The 16,600-nt window shown below is 37.8% G+C and carries 16 protein-coding genes; all 16 read left to right on the plus strand.

Annotation, left to right across the window (positions count from 1 at the left end):
• Nucleotides 1–13 precede the first annotated feature (13 nt).
• Nucleotides 14–886 (plus strand): sporulation peptidase YabG, encoded by an 873-nt coding sequence (yabG, locus tag MKX72_RS00310; protein ID WP_028412638.1) that lies wholly within the window; start codon nucleotides 14–16, stop codon nucleotides 884–886.
• 273 nt (nucleotides 887–1,159) lie between these two features.
• Complete coding sequence (veg, locus tag MKX72_RS00315) at nucleotides 1,160–1,393, plus strand: biofilm formation stimulator Veg (RefSeq protein ID WP_013054859.1); 234 nt, start codon at nucleotides 1,160–1,162, stop codon at nucleotides 1,391–1,393.
• 194 nt (nucleotides 1,394–1,587) lie between these two features.
• On the plus strand, nucleotides 1,588–1,758 hold the full coding sequence (locus MKX72_RS00320; RefSeq protein WP_034264017.1) for a small, acid-soluble spore protein, alpha/beta type: 171 nt from the start codon (nucleotides 1,588–1,590) through the stop codon (nucleotides 1,756–1,758).
• 193 nt (nucleotides 1,759–1,951) lie between these two features.
• The gene (ispE, locus tag MKX72_RS00325; protein WP_013054861.1) at nucleotides 1,952–2,821 is read left to right on the plus strand and encodes a 4-(cytidine 5'-diphospho)-2-C-methyl-D-erythritol kinase; all 870 of its coding nucleotides are present in this window, start codon (nucleotides 1,952–1,954) and stop codon (nucleotides 2,819–2,821) included.
• A gap of 56 nt (nucleotides 2,822–2,877) precedes the next feature.
• Complete coding sequence (gene purR / locus MKX72_RS00330) at nucleotides 2,878–3,699, plus strand: pur operon repressor (protein WP_013054862.1); 822 nt, start codon at nucleotides 2,878–2,880, stop codon at nucleotides 3,697–3,699.
• Nucleotides 3,700–3,720: 21 nt separating this feature from the next.
• Nucleotides 3,721–4,098 (plus strand): RidA family protein, encoded by a 378-nt coding sequence (locus MKX72_RS00335; protein ID WP_013054863.1) that lies wholly within the window; start codon nucleotides 3,721–3,723, stop codon nucleotides 4,096–4,098.
• 155 nt (nucleotides 4,099–4,253) lie between these two features.
• The gene (gene spoVG / locus MKX72_RS00340; RefSeq protein WP_013054864.1) at nucleotides 4,254–4,544 is read left to right on the plus strand and encodes a septation regulator SpoVG; all 291 of its coding nucleotides are present in this window, start codon (nucleotides 4,254–4,256) and stop codon (nucleotides 4,542–4,544) included.
• A gap of 194 nt (nucleotides 4,545–4,738) precedes the next feature.
• Nucleotides 4,739–6,118: a bifunctional UDP-N-acetylglucosamine diphosphorylase/glucosamine-1-phosphate N-acetyltransferase GlmU gene (gene glmU, locus MKX72_RS00345; protein ID WP_028412639.1), complete on the plus strand. Its 1,380-nt coding sequence runs from the start codon at nucleotides 4,739–4,741 to the stop codon at nucleotides 6,116–6,118.
• Between the two features lie 18 nt (nucleotides 6,119–6,136).
• Complete coding sequence (locus tag MKX72_RS00350) at nucleotides 6,137–7,090, plus strand: ribose-phosphate diphosphokinase (protein WP_014462059.1); 954 nt, start codon at nucleotides 6,137–6,139, stop codon at nucleotides 7,088–7,090.
• Between the two features lie 186 nt (nucleotides 7,091–7,276).
• On the plus strand, nucleotides 7,277–7,906 hold the full coding sequence (locus MKX72_RS00355) for a 50S ribosomal protein L25/general stress protein Ctc (RefSeq protein ID WP_028412640.1): 630 nt from the start codon (nucleotides 7,277–7,279) through the stop codon (nucleotides 7,904–7,906).
• Nucleotides 7,907–8,045: 139 nt separating this feature from the next.
• Nucleotides 8,046–8,603: an aminoacyl-tRNA hydrolase gene (gene pth / locus MKX72_RS00360; protein WP_028412641.1), complete on the plus strand. Its 558-nt coding sequence runs from the start codon at nucleotides 8,046–8,048 to the stop codon at nucleotides 8,601–8,603.
• 59 nt (nucleotides 8,604–8,662) lie between these two features.
• Nucleotides 8,663–8,893, plus strand: coding sequence for an anti-sigma-F factor Fin family protein (locus MKX72_RS00365; protein WP_013054869.1), 231 nt, complete (start codon nucleotides 8,663–8,665; stop codon nucleotides 8,891–8,893).
• Between the two features lie 69 nt (nucleotides 8,894–8,962).
• Nucleotides 8,963–12,493, plus strand: coding sequence for a transcription-repair coupling factor (mfd, locus tag MKX72_RS00370; RefSeq protein ID WP_048021886.1), 3,531 nt, complete (start codon nucleotides 8,963–8,965; stop codon nucleotides 12,491–12,493).
• Between the two features lie 249 nt (nucleotides 12,494–12,742).
• Complete coding sequence (gene spoVT, locus MKX72_RS00375; RefSeq protein ID WP_028412643.1) at nucleotides 12,743–13,279, plus strand: stage V sporulation protein T; 537 nt, start codon at nucleotides 12,743–12,745, stop codon at nucleotides 13,277–13,279.
• Nucleotides 13,280–13,508: 229 nt separating this feature from the next.
• Nucleotides 13,509–15,113, plus strand: coding sequence for a putative polysaccharide biosynthesis protein (locus MKX72_RS00380; protein ID WP_028412644.1), 1,605 nt, complete (start codon nucleotides 13,509–13,511; stop codon nucleotides 15,111–15,113).
• A gap of 12 nt (nucleotides 15,114–15,125) precedes the next feature.
• The gene (gene mazG / locus MKX72_RS00385; protein WP_028412645.1) at nucleotides 15,126–16,586 is read left to right on the plus strand and encodes a nucleoside triphosphate pyrophosphohydrolase; all 1,461 of its coding nucleotides are present in this window, start codon (nucleotides 15,126–15,128) and stop codon (nucleotides 16,584–16,586) included.
• The last annotated feature ends 14 nt before the right edge of the window (nucleotides 16,587–16,600 follow it).

Raw genomic sequence — 16,600 nt, forward strand, 5'->3', positions numbered from 1 at the left:
CGGAGTGAAGCATATGAACATCAAAATTGGTGATATAGTTACACGACCTTCTTATCAAAGAGATTTGCTTTTTCGTGTTATAGCTATTAATGACAGCGAAGCGGGGAAATATGCGACTTTAATAGGAGAAGACGTTCGGTTGATTGCCGACGCTCCTTGTACAGATTTAGAGGTTGTGGATGCTAAAGAACAGGATCAAAGAAAAAAACAAGAAGAAGAACTTTTAGAAAGATCCTTGGAGCTTATTCAACAGGATTATCGGCTCGTTCGAGAGAAAACTGAATATAGTATGACTAATGGATACAGCCATTCACATCGCTTGTTTCAAATTCCTGGAAAGGTCCTGCACGTAGACGGAGACCCTAATTATTTACGTAAATGTTTGTTGGTTTATGAAAAAATTGGTGTTCCTGTTTATGGTGTTCATTGCGTAGAGTCAGAGATGCCGGAGAAAGTTGGAAAGTTAATTGAGGATGTAAGGCCTGATATTCTGGTGCTGACAGGGCATGATGCTTATTCCAAAGGAAAAGGAAATAAGGATGATCTTCTTGCTTATAGACATTCCAAGCACTATATTCGAACAGTCCAAGAAGCAAGAAAAAGAGTTGGTAATTTAGATCAGCTGGTGATTTTTGCAGGTGCCTGTCAATCGCATTTTGAATTATTGATTCAAGCTGGAGCAAACTTTGCTAGTTCACCTTCGCGTGTAAATATTCATGCGCTTGACCCCGTGTATGTAGTAGCAAAACTAAGTTTTACTCCTTTCACGGATCGTATTAATGTATGGGACGTCTTACGTAATACATTAACGGGTGCTAAAGGTTTAGGAGGAGTAGAAACAAAAGGGCTGCTTCGCACGGGCATGCCTTATGAAAGCGATGAGTAGAAATAAAAACAACTGGTTACAGCATGTACACGCATGATGTGCAACCAGTTGTTTTTTCGTATGAAGCCAAAGTATACGCTGAATTTCACAAAATCATTTTCAATATTTGCTAAAGATATACATATTTCGTTAAAAAACGAGCATACTAACAGCGAAATGTAGATTCATGTTGAAAATTATTTATTGACACAATTAGAGATAGATTGTTATAATTTTATGTTTTTGACTATTTTTCTAACATGTGTTACACTATACATAGTGAGGTGGACCAATATGGCGAAAACTTTGTCTGATATTAAGCAAGCGCTGGATTTGCACCTAGGCCAACGATTAACTTTAAAAGCAAACGGTGGTCGTAGAAAAACAGTAGAACGTTCAGGTGTATTAACAGAAACGTACCCATCTGTTTTTATCGTTGAATTAGATCAAGAGGAAAACTCTTTGGAGCGCGTTTCGTATAGTTACGCAGATGTGTTAACGGAAACAGTGCAACTAAAATTTTTCTAAGAATGACATAGGCAATATAGCAAGTGGTGATGAGCAGTGGACATTGGTTTACTGCTTTTTTATTGGTCTTTTTTTCAAATTATATATACATTATTTTTTATACATACTATACATATCGTCCTCGCATTTTCATGTATAAAGAGCGAGGAGATTCAGGTTGAAATTTCATTTTATACGTAAAGGAGCCATGTGCAATGTCAAGGCGTAGAGGGATTATGTCATCGAAGCTGAAAGAAGAACTGGCTAAAGAACTTGGTTTTTACGATACTGTACAAGCAGAAGGTTGGGGCGCTATTCGGGCAAAAGACGCAGGCGATATGGTGAAGCGAGCAGTGGAGCTTGCACAGCAGCAGCTAAGGCAATAGTGAAAATCAATGCTTATGCGATTATTTAAAGTGAAATGAGGAAAACCGAAGTGTATAACCGCTTCGGTTTTTTTGTCCCAAAATGAAAGATAAAACAGAGGATTAAACAAAGATGTTTAAATGAACAGCTATATCTTGTTCATTTTATGATAAAATAGCGTTAAACTCGATAAGATGAAGTAGGTGAAGTAAGTTGAAATTAATGGTGAAAGCACCGGCTAAAATAAATTTGTCACTTGATGTGTTACATAAACGCCCAGATGGTTACCATGAAGTTAAGATGATTATGACAACAATTGATTTAGCGGACAGAATTGAACTTTCTGATCGTGAAGATGGACGAATTGTTATTTATTCTCATAATCGCTTTGTTCCAGATGACCAGCGAAATCTTGCTTATCAGGCAGCGCAGATTTTGAAGCGGCGTTATAACATTTCAAAAGGTGTAAATATATTAATTGATAAACATATTCCAGTAGCTGCTGGATTAGCTGGAGGCAGCAGTGACGCGGCTGCTACATTACGCGGTTTAAATACGTTATGGGAATTAGGGTTATCATTAGACACACTTGCAGAAATAGGGGCTGAGATTGGCTCTGACGTATCTTTTTGCGTGTACGGAGGGACAGCTCTTGCTACAGGGCGCGGAGAGATTGTAGAGCATATTGAGGCACCTCCAAGCTGCTGGGTGATTTTGGCTAAGCCTGAAATAGGTGTTTCTACAGCAGATGTATATCGAAACTTAAAAATTGAGGAAATGGATCATCCTAAAGTAGATGAGATGGTTCACGCCATACAATCAGGAAATTATGATCAAATGTGTAGCCTTGTCGGAAATGTATTGGAAGCAGTAACGCTGAAAATGCATCCGGAAGTAGCTCTCATTAAAGAACAAATAAAGCGTTTTGGCGCCGATGCTGTACTCATGAGTGGCAGTGGGCCAACTGTATTTGGACTTGTACAGCATGATTCACGTATGCATCGCATTTATAATGGATTACGTGGCTTTTGTGATAAAGTTTATGCAGTTAGGTTACTAGGTGAACGAATAACGCTTGAATAAATCCGTATGTTAATGTTATATTTACATTACAATATTCGGATTTTCAGGAGGATGTTATGAAGTTTCGACGTAGTGGACGATTAATTGATATGACCAACTATTTCATTCAAAACCCTCAGCGCCTTATCCCTCTTACGTATTTTGCAGATAAATATGATTCCGCAAAATCATCTATTAGCGAAGATATGGCGATTATTAAACAAACTTTTGAACAGCAGGGTATCGGAACTTTGGTTACGCTACCAGGGGCTGCCGGCGGAGTTAAATTCATTCCAAAGATGACGAATGAAGAAGCCGGTCAGCTTGTTCAAGAATTATGTGGGTTGATTGAAAAACCTGAGCGTTTATTGCCAGGTGGATATTTATATTTAACTGATATTTTAGGGAACCCCCGCGTTGTGAATAAAATCGGTCGCTTGTATGCATCGCTTTTTGCTAACCGCAAAATCGATGTTGTGATGACTGTAGCAACAAAAGGTATTCCTATTGCGTATGCGGTTGCTCAGTATTTAGACGTGCCCGTTGTTATTGTGCGCAGAGACAGTAAAGTAACTGAAGGATCGACCGTTAGTATTAACTACGTGTCAGGTTCATCTAAGCGCATTCAAACGATGCTGTTAGCTAAGAGAAGTTTAGCGGTGGGGTCAAATGTACTCATCATTGATGACTTCATGAAAGCCGGCGGTACGGTAAATGGAATGGTTAGTTTGCTTGAAGAGTTTGATGCAACTGTTGCTGGTATTGGAGTTTTAGTAGAATCAGAAGATATTGAAGAACGTTTAGTGGATGAGTATGTGTCTCTTGTACAATTAACAGATGTAAATATTAAAGATAAACAAATTCGTGTACAGGAAGGCAATTACTTAAAATATATTTGATCAAGTAAGGGAGAGGAACATATGTTACAGGTTCAAACAAAAAATGCACCGCAAGCTATTGGTCCATATTCACAGGGAATTGTTGTGAATAACTTGTTTTACAGTTCAGGTCAAATTCCACTTCGTCCAGATGGTACGTTGGTCGAAGGCGATGTTCAAGTACAAGCTACTCAAGTATTTGAAAATCTAAAAGCAGTTCTTGAAGAAGCAGGAGCTTCTCTAAATACAGTTGTAAAGGCAACCGTGTTCATTAAAGATATGAACGACTTCGCAGCATTAAATGAAGTCTATGGTGACTACTTCGGCGACCATAAGCCGGCACGTTCATGTGTAGAAGTAGCGAGACTACCTAAAGATGTACTTGTTGAAATTGAAGTTATTGCGCTTGTTAAAGGGTAATTAAATTAACAAATTTCTAACAAAAAGCAAGTAACTTCCAATTGTTCACTTTTTTTGCGAAAATTTTCTAAAAATTTTTTCTGAATAGCAGGAAAACACAAAATTCTGTGGAATTAAGTATGTAAAGCTTCGCATAGAAAAAGGTGGTGAACAAGATGGAAGTAACTGACGTAAGATTACGCCGCGTGAACACTGAAGGACGTATGAGAGCGATTGCTTCAATCACATTAGATGGTGAATTTGTTGTTCATGATATTCGTGTGATTGATGGTAATAATGGCTTATTTGTAGCCATGCCAAGTAAACGTACACCGGATGGTGAGTTCCGTGATATTGCACATCCAATCAATTCAAATACTCGCGGAAAGATTCAAGATGCTGTTTTAGCAGAATATCATCGTTTAGGTGAGGTAGAAGTTGAATTCGAAGAAGCGGGTGCTTCGTAAACATATGATACATTAAGAGTCTACTGAAAAGTAGGCTCTTTTCTTTTTGATTACCGCTTATATAATTTCACACCTTTGTAAAACTTTAGCATTACCAAAAAATAAAATTCATGACTTATAAATGATTCCTTGAAATGCTGTCATTTTTGATATAATATTCTTAATGGATAAAAAGGTAAAATTGGAGGCCTGTTATGTCAAAAAGATATGCAGTCATATTGGCAGCTGGTCAGGGTACACGTATGAAGTCATCTTTATATAAAGTGTTACACCCTGTGTGTGGCAAACCGATGGTGCAACACGTAATTGATCAGTTATCACGCTTAGATTTAACAAATTTAATTACAGTTGTAGGTCACGGTGCCGAAAAAGTGAAATCACATGTTGGAGATAAAAGCTTATTTGCTTTACAAGAAGAGCAGTTAGGAACAGCTCATGCAGTAATGCAAGCAGAATCTTTACTTGCACATGAAAAAGGTACGACAATTGTTGTATGTGGAGATACTCCGCTTATTACAGCTGAAACAATTGAATCTTTATTAAAGCATCATGAAGCAACAAATGCAATGGCAACTATTTTAACGGCTCATGCAGAAGATCCAACAGGATATGGACGCATCATTCGAAATGAACAAGGCTCTGTTGAAAAGATTGTTGAGCATAAAGATGCCACAGAACAAGAGCGTCTTGTACAGGAAATTAATACTGGTACGTACTGTTTTGATAATGAGAAATTATTTGAGACACTTTCAAAAGTTTCAAATGATAATGTACAGGGAGAGTACTATTTACCTGATGTTATCGAAATTCTAAAAAATGAAGGTCAAATTATTTCTGCATATCAAACATCCGATTTTGCTGAAACATTGGGCGTTAATGATCGATTTGCTCTGTCTCAAGCAGAAGAAACAATGAAAAAGCGTATCAACAAGCAGCATATGTTAAATGGAGTGACGATTGTGGATCCTTCTAACACGTACATTTCAGCAGATGCTGTCATTGGCAGAGATACGGTTATTTATCCTGGTACGGTTATTCAAGGAACAGTTGTAATTGGAGAGAACTGTGAAGTAGGACCTAACAGTGAAATTAAAGACTGCAAAATAGGTAATAATACTTCTATTCGCCATTCTGTTGCTCACGATAGTGAAATTGGTCACGAAGTCACAATTGGCCCATTTGCACATATTCGTCCTCAATCATTAATTGGAGATGAAGTGCGCGTAGGAAACTTTGTAGAAATTAAAAAAGCATCTTTTGGCAAAGGTAGCAAAGCTTCTCATTTAAGTTATATTGGAGACGCAGAGGTCGGAAAAGGTGTAAACTTAGGGTGCGGATCTATTACAGTTAACTACGATGGGAAAAATAAATTTTTAACAAAGATTGAAGATGGGGCATTCGTAGGATGTAACTCAAACTTAATTGCACCTGTAACAATTGGTGAAGGCGCCTATGTTGCAGCTGGTTCAACCGTAACGGATAATGTGCCAGGAAAAGCATTATCAATTGCTCGTGCGAAACAAGTAAATAAAGAAAACTATGCTGAAAAGCTTGATATTAATAAAAAATCCTGACGGAGGTTTCACAATAAAATGTCAAATGTATATGCTGATGAAAATTTAAAGTTATTTACGCTAAATTCAAACAAGGCTTTAGCTGAAGAGATCGCAAAAGTAATTGGTGTGGAATTAGGTAAATGTTCGGTTGATCGTTTCAGTGACGGTGAAATTCAAATTAACATTGAAGAAAGTATCCGTGGTTGTGATGTATTTATCATTCAATCAACAAGTGCTCCAGTTAACGAACACTTAATGGAATTATTAATTATGATTGATGCATTAAAACGTGCATCAGCTAAAACAATTAACATCGTTATGCCTTACTATGGCTATGCTCGTCAGGATCGTAAAGCTCGTGCACGTGAACCAATCACTGCCAAATTAGCAGCAAATATCATTGAAAAAGCGGGAGCTACTCGTATTATCACATTAGATTTACATGCTCCTCAAATTCAAGGTTTCTTCGATATTCCAATTGACCATTTAGTAGGTGTTCCAATTTTAGGTGAATACTTCAAGAGTAAAAACCTTGATGACGTTGTTGTTGTATCTCCGGACCACGGTGGCGTAACGCGTGCTCGCCGTTTAGCGGAACGTCTAAAAGCGCCGATCGCTATCATTGACAAACGTCGCCCACGTCCAAACGTAGCAGAAGTTATGAACATTGTTGGACAAGTGGAAGGGAAAACAGCAATCTTGATTGATGACATGATTGATACAGCTGGTACAATTACAATTGGTGCAAGTGCATTAATTGAAGCAGGTGCAAAAGAAGTATATGCTTGTTGTACACACCCAGTTCTTTCAGGCCCTGCGATTGAGCGTATTCAAAACTCTACAATCAAAGAGCTAGCTGTAACAAACTCTATTGCTTTAACAGAAGATAAGAAAATTGGTAAAGTAACAGAACTTTCAGTAGCTCCGTTAATTGGTGAAGCGATTATTCGTGTTCACGAAGAGCAATCAGTTAGTACGTTATTTGATTGATAAACAGAACCTCTTTCCATTTGGAAAGAGGTTTTTTTGAAAAAAATTAAATGGGCTAATCCTTGGTTTTAAAGGGATTTGGACGGGATGAGCAAAGATATATTGCTGATTGAAACGAGTTTTATGTTTAGCAGCCTTCTAAAAAGGGTACATTTTAAGTAGAAAACATACTGGAAGGTGAATAAAATGAGTATTTCAATTCAAGCAAATAAAAGAACGGATTTCAAAAATTCTACAAATAGAAAAATTCGCGACGAAGGAAACTTCCCAGCGGTTGTTTACGGAAATAAAACAGAATCCACGCCTATTTACTTAAACAGTGCTGATTTTATTAAGACTATTCGTGAAGCAGGACGCAATGGAGTGTTAACATTACAAGTGGACAAGCAAAAATATTCCGTAATGTTACATGATATTCAAACCGATCCATTAAAAAACGAAATTGTCCACGCCGATTTCCAAGTGGTCGACATGAAGAAAGAAATTGATACTGAAGTTTCTTTATCTCTAGTAGGAGAAGCAAAAGGAACAAAAGAAGGCGGCGTATTACAGCAGTCTCTATATGAAATTTCATTAAAAGGCTTGCCGCAAGATATCCCATCATCTATTGATGTAGATGTATCAGATTTGGGAATTAACGATACAATTACAGTAGGGGATATTAAGGTAGATAAAAAGCTAGAAATTACGCATGATGCAGAAGATACAGTTGCTTCTGTACTACCTCCTCAACAGGAAGAAGAGCCGGATAGCGGCGAAGTTCAGGATGCTGAAGGCGACGTTGAAGCAACAAAAGAAAAAGATAGCGAAGAATAATATAAAAAGACGTAACCAAAAGGTTACGTCTTTTTGTGTGAATTGATTATAATAAAAGTGATACTATATAGTAATGTAAAACATTAAAGACATTTACCTATTATGTACAACTTACATAGAGTGGAAAGGAGTATCTATTTTGAAATTAATCGTTGGTTTAGGGAATCCTGGAAAAGAATATGACCGTACTCGTCATAACATAGGATTTATGGCAATTGATAAAATTGCCGAACAGTTTATGATTTCATTAGATAAAACAAAGTTTAACGGAATATATGGAACAGGTATAATAAGAGGAGAAAAAGTCATATTATTAAAGCCTCTAACATATATGAATTTATCAGGAGAAAGTATTCGCCCGTTAATGGACTATTTTGATATAGACGTCGAAGACTTGCTTGTTATTTACGATGACTTAGATTTGCCGTGCGGAAAAGTAAGATTGCGTACAAAAGGAAGTCCAGGCGGCCATAACGGAATAAAATCAATTATTCAGCATTTAAAAACCCAAGAGTTTAACCGAATTCGTATTGGGATTGATCGTCCGAAAAACGGTATGAAAGTAGTTGACTATGTACTAGGGCGCTTTACAGAAGATGAAATGGTTCATATGGAAGAAGCGATGAAAACGTCTGTGCACGCGAGTGAAGACTTTTTAGGTCAAACGTTCTTAGAAGTAATGAATCGCTATAATTAAGCAGAATAAAATTTCTCTCAATCGTCCATACTAACACTAAAAGATTTGGGAGGATTTGTATGTCTATTCATTATTTCTGTAGACATTGTGGCGCAAAAGTCGGTATGATAGAAAAGACAGCTCACAATACAGAAGCACTCGGTTTTAATCACCTGACCGCAGATGAACGAAAAGACTTTATTCACTACCATAATAGTGGAGACATCGTGGTTAAAATTATTTGTGAAGACTGTCAAGAAGCGCTAGAACGAAATCCAGACTATCATCAGTACGAAACATTTATACAATAAAAAGCTTTGGTCTCAAACCAAAGCGTTTTTCTGTTTAGTTTAGACATATCATGGGAGGAGGGAATTCCTTTGCGAGGGATTAGACAGCAATTTGAAGAAAATAAAGAAATTGGAGCTGTTGTCAGCAGTTTAGAAGAAGGTTTGAAAGAACAGTTAGTAACGGGAATTTCCGGTTCAGCTCGATCTGTATTAATGGCACTCTTAAATGAGGATAAAAAATACCCCTTATTAGTAGTGACTCATAATTTATATCAAGCCCAAAAAGTGTATGAAGACCTTTTGCACCTTTTACCGGAAAAAGACGTTTTCTTATACCCTGTTAACGATTTAGTTGCTACAGAAGTGGGGATTGCAAGTCCAGAATTAAAGGCTCAGCGAATTGAAGTACTCAATTATTGGAGTCAACATACAGGTGGAGTAGTTGTAACGCCGCTTGCAGGAATTCGAAAGCTGCTGCCTCCTAAAGCAAGATGGGAGCAAACGCAGCTGCCGTTTCAAATGGGAATTGACATCGACGTTGATCATTATTTAAAAAGGTTAGTTGAGTTGGGTTATGAGCGGGCATCGATGGTTTCAGCTCCGGGTGAGTTTAGTGTGCGCGGAGGAATCATTGATATTTATCCGTTAACAGAAGAGCTACCTGTCCGAATTGAACTATTTGATACCGAGATCGATTCCATTCGTACTTTTACAATTGAGGATCAACGCTCTCAAGAACAGTTAAAAGAAATTTCAATCGGCCCTGCTACGGAAATCATTGTGAACCAAAATGAAGTGGCCCAAGGAATTGAAGAACTAGAAGCACAGCTGGCTTCGACGCTGCAGCAAGTGAAAAACGCAGCGCTAAAAGCTACCTTAACAGAAAATATTAAAGGTGAAATTGAACAGCTGCGTCAAGGTCAACTTCTTGAAAATATGTTCAAGTATTTATCATTCTTTTACGAATCGCCTGCTAGTTTACTAGATTATTTACCAGAAGGTGGCCTTGTCATCTTTGATGAAACAACTCGAATTCAAGAGACGTCTGATCAGCTTGAAACAGAGGAAGCTGAATGGATAACAGAATTATTAGGACAGGGGCAAATTGTTCGAGATGTTCAATTATCTCATAAGCTCCCATCTCTTATTCAGCGAGCAAAACATCAGTTTTTATACTTATCGTTATTTTTGAAGCACGTATCGTATACGAGTCCGCAAAATATTATTAATATTTCATGTAAGCAGATGCAGCAGTTTTACGGCCAAATGAACTTATTAAAAAGTGAAATTGAACGTTGGAAAAATGCTAATTATACGGTAGTCCTCTTAGGAGCAGATAAGGAGCGCGTGAAAAAACTCGAAGGTGTGCTAGCAGATTATGATATTGATTCATCTATTTTAGATGGAAATGGTCAGCTTGTGCCAGGTCTTGTTCAAATTATTGAAGGCGATTTACAAATGGGCTTTGAACTGCCGATGCAAAAATTAGCAGTTTTAACCGAGGAAGAATTGTTTAAAAAGCGGATCAAGAAATCAAAGCGTCGTCAAAAGCTTTCCAATGCAGAGCGTATTAAAAGCTATTCAGAGTTAAACGTAGGTGACTATGTCGTTCACGTGAACCACGGTATTGGCCGTTATTTAGGAATGGAAACGTTAGAGATTAACGGTAATCATAAAGATTATATCCATATCAAATATGAAGGCTCTGACAAGCTGTACGTTCCTGTTGAACAGATTGATCAAGTACAAAAATATGTAGGCTCTGAAGGGAAAGAGCCGAAAGTATATAAACTTGGCGGAAATGACTGGAAGAAAGTGAAACGAAAAGTTGAGTCTTCTGTTCAAGACATCGCTGATGACTTAATTAAACTGTATGCAGAGCGCGAAGCAAGTAAAGGTTATGCATTTTCCCCGGATGGCGATTTACAGAGAGAATTTGAAACAGCTTTCCCTTATCAAGAAACCGAAGATCAGCTTCGTTCTGTACAAGAAATTAAAAAGGATATGGAACATGAAAGACCAATGGATCGTCTGCTTTGTGGAGACGTTGGATACGGAAAAACAGAAGTAGCCATTCGTGCTGCGTTTAAAGCTGTGACAGATGGAAAACAAGTGGCTATTTTAGTGCCAACCACTATTTTAGCTCAGCAGCATTATGAAACCATCCGTGAGCGTTTTCAAGACTACCCAATTAATATTGGGCTATTGAGCCGCTTTCGCAGCCGTAAACAGCAGCAGGAAACAATTAAAGGGCTAAAAAACGGGACCGTAGATGTAGTGATTGGTACACATCGTTTACTATCTAAAGATGTGATTTATAAGGATTTAGGGTTGTTAGTTATCGATGAAGAGCAACGTTTTGGTGTAACGCACAAGGAAAAAATCAAGCAAATGAAAGCAAACGTTGATGTCCTTACACTTACAGCAACACCTATTCCACGAACATTACATATGTCTATGTTGGGCGTAAGGGATTTGTCTGTTATTGAAACGCCGCCTGAAAATCGTTTTCCGGTTCAAACATATGTAGTGGAGTATAATCCGGTTCTAGTTCGTGAAGCGATTGAGCGTGAGTTAGCGCGTGATGGCCAAGTTTACTTTTTATATAATCGCGTAGAAGATATTGAACGAAAAGCAGAAGAAATTTCGATGCTCGTGCCTGATGCTAGGGTAACGTATGCCCATGGAAAAATGAATGAAACAGAACTCGAAGCAGTTATCTTAAGCTTTTTAGAAGGCGAATATGACGTGATTGTGAGTACAACTATTATCGAAACAGGAGTAGATATTCCAAATGTAAATACGCTCATTGTCAACAATGCTGATAAGATGGGATTATCACAACTGTATCAATTAAGAGGACGCGTAGGTCGTTCAAATCGCGTGGCATATGCGTACTTTACGTATCATAAAGACAAAGTACTGACAGAAGTAGCTGAAAAGCGTCTGCAAGCTATTAAAGAATTCACCGAATTAGGTTCTGGTTTTAAAATTGCTATGCGTGATCTTTCAATACGTGGCGCCGGAAACCTCCTGGGTGCTCAGCAGCATGGATTTATCGATTCTGTCGGTTTCGATCTCTACTCACAAATGCTTAAAGAAGCGATAGAGGAAAGACGCGGGTCTGACGGAGAAAGTGTGAAATTTAATGTGGAAATGAATCTGGACTTAGACGCGTATATCCCTGATCAGTACATTACAGACGGCCGCTTGAAAATTGAGATGTATAAGCGCTTTAGAGGAATTGAAGCGCTAGAGGATATTCAAGAATTGCAAGATGAAATGATTGATCGTTTTGGGGAGTATCCGGCTGAGGTTGAGTATTTGTTTAAAGTAGCTGAAACAAAAGTATATGCAACGCAGAACCTAGTAGAATCTATTCTTCAGTCAAAACAAGAAATTTCTATTCTGCTTTCTGAAGAAGCGAGCTCAACGATAGACGGCCAAAAATTATTCATGCTAGGTGATCAATTTGGCAGAATGGTCAGCTTAGGTATGGAAGGCAAGAAAGTAAAATTAGTGGTTAACGTAAAAGGACTTGCTCAAAAAGAATGGCTCAATATTGTGTATCAGTTAGTAAAAGGAGTAGCCACTGTTAAAAAAGAACAAGTTACGAATTAAAAAGAAGGCTCATTTTTGAGCCTTCTTTTTATATAGCCGAAATAAAAATGTCCAAATCCCCATGTTTTGGCGGTTTTTTGGACATTTTTTTAATAAAAGCACACTTTTTAACAAAAAAAGAGATGGTTGGTGAATAGAAGTTGTAGAGTGAAGAATACTAACCTCAACAAAGGTGAACCTTTTATCATATAGCCATCAGTGATATTCACCAACTATTTTAATCATCATATGAAAGAGAGGCTTCAATGAATGAAAGCAACAGGTATTGTTCGTCGTATTGATGATTTGGGTCGCGTTGTGATTCCAAAAGAAATTAGAAGAACACTTCGCATCCGAGAGGGAGACCCGCTAGAGATTTTCGTCGATCGCGATGGAGAAGTTATTTTAAAGAAATATTCGCCAATTAGTGAATTAGGAGATTTTGCAAAAGAGTATGGCGAAGCGCTATACGATAGCTTAGGTCATCCTGTACTTATTTGTGACCGCGATGTATTTATTGCGGTAGCAGGAAGCTCTAAAAAAGAATACTTAAATAAAAACATTAGTTCTTTAGTAGAATCTGTTATGGAAAGCCGCAGTTCTTCTTTAGTAACTGATGGGAAAAACCTTGAATTTGTCGATGGATACGAAGAAAATATTTCTTCTTACACAATCGGTCCGATTATTGCAAATGGAGATCCGATTGGAGCTGTTGTCATCTTCTCAAAAGAGAAGTCTCTTGGTGAAGTAGAGCATAAAGCAGCCGAAACGGCAGCTAGCTTCTTATCTCGTCAAATGGAGCAGTAAGCGTAATTATCTTTATTTTACATTATTTACTGAAAAGGTAGCAGTTTCTGCTACCTTTTTTCATGCTGTCTTACCTTAGAAATAAAGAGAACATGATATAATGGTACGGTATTTTATTTATTGGAAAGTGCAGGATGTTTTATAAGAACAAAGCGCTATTCTTCTACAGTTAGCGGCTCATAAAAAGCATTGTTCACATAATTACAAGCTGCAGGTGAAAGGTGTAGGAATGCAGAAACAATCAAAGCTCTATTCTATTTTTAACGGCGCGATTATTTTAACGCTCGCAGGTTTATTTACGAAAATCTTAAGTGCTACTTACCGTATTCCATATCACCATATTGCGGGAGATATAGGGTTTTATATCTATCAGCAAGTTTATCCGCTATATGGAATTGCGCTACAGCTAGGTACATACGGTTTCCCTGTAATTATTTCAAAGTTAGTAGCCGATTATGTGGCAACAAATCGGAGAAAGGAAATCCGAGGAATACTTCAAGTTTCATTTGCTTTTTTGTTTGTAGTAGGCTGCATAATGTTTTCCCTCCAATATATCTTTGCAGAAACGATTGCCGAGTGGATGGGAGATCGTCAGTTAACGCTTCTCATTCAAATTATTTCATTTTCGTTTTTACTTATTCCGTTTATTGCTGTCATTCGTGGTTATTATCAAGGATTATATAATATGTTTCCTACTGCGTTGTCTCAAATCGCAGAACAAATTGTTCGAGTAGGGACTATTTTGTGCCTATCTATTTTCTTTATCCACCATGGGTATGGTCCTTATACTGCAGGAGCAGGAGCTATTTTTGGTTCCATAACAGGCGGTATAACATCTCTTATTATTTTATGTTTATTTGTTTTTAGAACAAAGACAAATTCTAAGGGAGTATTTCAACGCATAAAAAAAGCAGACATCAAAAAAGTAGTGAAAATCCTTATTATTCAAGGTTTATTAATTTGTATCAGCGCTATGGGTCTGCTGTTTATTCAGCTTATTGATTCCTTTACATTATATTCCGGTCTGACGGCGCATGGCATGGCTGAACAGGCAGCAAAAGTTTCAAAAGGTATTTATGACCGTGGACTTCCGTTGATTCAATTAGGTACAGTAGTAGGTACAGCTTTTTCACTTTCACTTGTACCCGTTATTTCTTCAGCCATTGCGAAAAAGAACTTGTCATTTGTGCTTGAAAAAGTTCAGCTGTCTCTCCGACTATCGCTTGTAGTCGGAGTTGGAGCAGCCTTTGGCTTGATTGCGCTGATGAAACCCATTAATATGCTTTTATATAGTAACTCCGACGGAACGGACGTTTTACAAATTTTGAGCTTGTTAGTTATATTTACAACCGTAGCAGCAACTGCTGGAGCTGTGCTTCAGGGGATGGGAGCTGTTTTCGCACCTGTAATAGCCGTCATCGCTGGCATGACGGTTAAACTGATATTGAATCTTTGGCTAATACCAGATTTTCAAACCATAGGAGCAGCCATTGCTTCCTCAGCTGGATTCGCTATTGTTGCAGCAATCAATCTATTTTGTCTGTATAAAAAGCTAGCTGTATCGCTCGTTCCGAAAAAGGCGAGTGGAGGTATTTTTATAACGGGCATAGCAATGGTCATTCTTTTGCAAAGCTATTTATTTTGTTTACATCACTTTGTATGGTCTAATGGTTTAGATACAAGCAAACAAGTGGTTGAAACAGGATCTGGTGTTTTAATAGGCGGTTTGTTTTATTTGTTTATCATTATGAAACAACATATTTTTACCGAAGAGGAATTACGTTTACTTCCAATGGGAAGTGTTTTAGCTAAATACGTATTAAAAAATAAATAAGAAGGTGAAGCAATGACAGGTAAAGTAACAGTTATTGGTTTAGGAGCAGGCGATTTAGAGCAGCTACCCGTAGGCATCTATCGCTTGCTGCAGCAGGAAAAGCATATTTATATGCGCACAAAAGAACATCCTGTAATCAAAGAATTAGAAAGTGAAGGCTTGACGTACGTATCCTATGATGACGTATACGAATCTTATGATGGATTTGAAGAGGTATATGAACATATATCAAATGATTTAATCGATAAAGCTTCAGTAGAAGAAGTGGTGTATGCCGTTCCCGGGCATCCTTTAGTGGCAGAACGTACGGTTCAATTACTTTTACAAAAAGGAAAAGAACGCAGCATTCCTGTTGAAATTAAAGGGGGACAAAGCTTCTTAGATCCAATTTTTGGCGCACTAAAGATCGATCCTATTGAAGGATTTCAGCTGCTAGACGGAACAGACTTAAAGCGAAGCGAAATAGAGTTAACGGGTCATGTTCTAATTGCTCAAGTGTACGATCAGTTCGTTGCTTCAGAGGTAAAACTAACGCTGATGGAACACGTTCCTGATGATTACCTCGTTTACATTGTAACGGCAGCGGGAAGCAGTGAAGAAAAAATCCAGCCGGTCAAGCTGTATGAATTAGATAGAGAAATGTCGCTCAATAACTTAACCACTATTTATGTCCCTCCAGTAGCGGACGAAACGGTTTTATACCATCAATTTGACTCATTCAGAAGGATTATTGCCACGCTCAGAGGGCCAAACGGATGTCCTTGGGATCAAAAACAAACGCATGAATCGCTCAAGCGCTATTTGCTAGAAGAGTCTTATGAGTTATTAGATGCAATTGACCGTCAAGATGACGATAATATGATTGAAGAGCTCGGTGATGTATTGCTGCAGGTATTGCTTCATGCACAAATCGGTGAAGATGAAGGAATGTTTTCAATTGATGACGTCATTCGCAGTGTTTCAGAGAAAATGGTAAGACGCCATCCGCATGTATTTGGGGAAGTGAGCGTGAATGATGCAGATGAGGTCTTAAAAAATTGGGATGAAATCAAAAAAGAAGAAAAAGGAGAGGAGCCTTCTTCTCTGTTAGCTTCTGTACCTGGGGCTATGCCTTCTTTAATGAAAGCGCACGGATACCAAAAACAAGCTGCAAAAGTTGGTTTCGATTGGTCAGAAGTTGAACCTATGTGGGAAAAAGTACAGGAAGAACTTGCTGAATTCCAAGATGAAGTACAGCATGCTGATAAAGAAAAAATGAGTGATGAATTTGGAGATATTTTATTTGCTTTAGTGAATATTGCAAGATTTTATAAAATCGACTCTGAAGCTGCATTAGCTAAAACGAATACAAAATTTTTAAATCGATTTCAATATATTGAAGAAAAAGTGAGAGCTTCTGAAAAACCATTTGAATCTTTTTCGTTAAAAGAGTTAGATGAATTTTGGGAAGAAGCCAAAAAAACAGGTTTGTAAAACAGAAAGGTGAG

This window comes from Priestia sp. FSL R5-0597 (assembly GCF_038006305.1).
Lineage (GTDB): Bacteria > Bacillota > Bacilli > Bacillales > Bacillaceae_H > Priestia > Priestia zanthoxyli.

Bases quoted from the DNA above. Each gene is read 5' to 3' on its own strand.
- yabG (WP_028412638.1), top strand. From the start codon at position 14: ATGAACATCAAAATTGGTGATATAGTTACACGACCTTCTTATCAAAGA.
- veg (WP_013054859.1), top strand. From the start codon at position 1,160: ATGGCGAAAACTTTGTCTGATATTAAGCAAGCGCTGGATTTGCACCTA.
- MKX72_RS00320 (WP_034264017.1), top strand. From the start codon at position 1,588: ATGTCAAGGCGTAGAGGGATTATGTCATCGAAGCTGAAAGAAGAACTG.
- purR (WP_013054862.1), top strand. From the start codon at position 2,878: ATGAAGTTTCGACGTAGTGGACGATTAATTGATATGACCAACTATTTC.
- MKX72_RS00335 (WP_013054863.1), top strand. From the start codon at position 3,721: ATGTTACAGGTTCAAACAAAAAATGCACCGCAAGCTATTGGTCCATAT.
- spoVG (WP_013054864.1), top strand. From the start codon at position 4,254: ATGGAAGTAACTGACGTAAGATTACGCCGCGTGAACACTGAAGGACGT.
- glmU (WP_028412639.1), top strand. From the start codon at position 4,739: ATGTCAAAAAGATATGCAGTCATATTGGCAGCTGGTCAGGGTACACGT.
- MKX72_RS00350 (WP_014462059.1), top strand. From the start codon at position 6,137: ATGTCAAATGTATATGCTGATGAAAATTTAAAGTTATTTACGCTAAAT.
- MKX72_RS00355 (WP_028412640.1), top strand. From the start codon at position 7,277: ATGAGTATTTCAATTCAAGCAAATAAAAGAACGGATTTCAAAAATTCT.
- MKX72_RS00365 (WP_013054869.1), top strand. From the start codon at position 8,663: ATGTCTATTCATTATTTCTGTAGACATTGTGGCGCAAAAGTCGGTATG.
- spoVT (WP_028412643.1), top strand. From the start codon at position 12,743: ATGAAAGCAACAGGTATTGTTCGTCGTATTGATGATTTGGGTCGCGTT.
- MKX72_RS00380 (WP_028412644.1), top strand. From the start codon at position 13,509: ATGCAGAAACAATCAAAGCTCTATTCTATTTTTAACGGCGCGATTATT.
- mazG (WP_028412645.1), top strand. From the start codon at position 15,126: ATGACAGGTAAAGTAACAGTTATTGGTTTAGGAGCAGGCGATTTAGAG.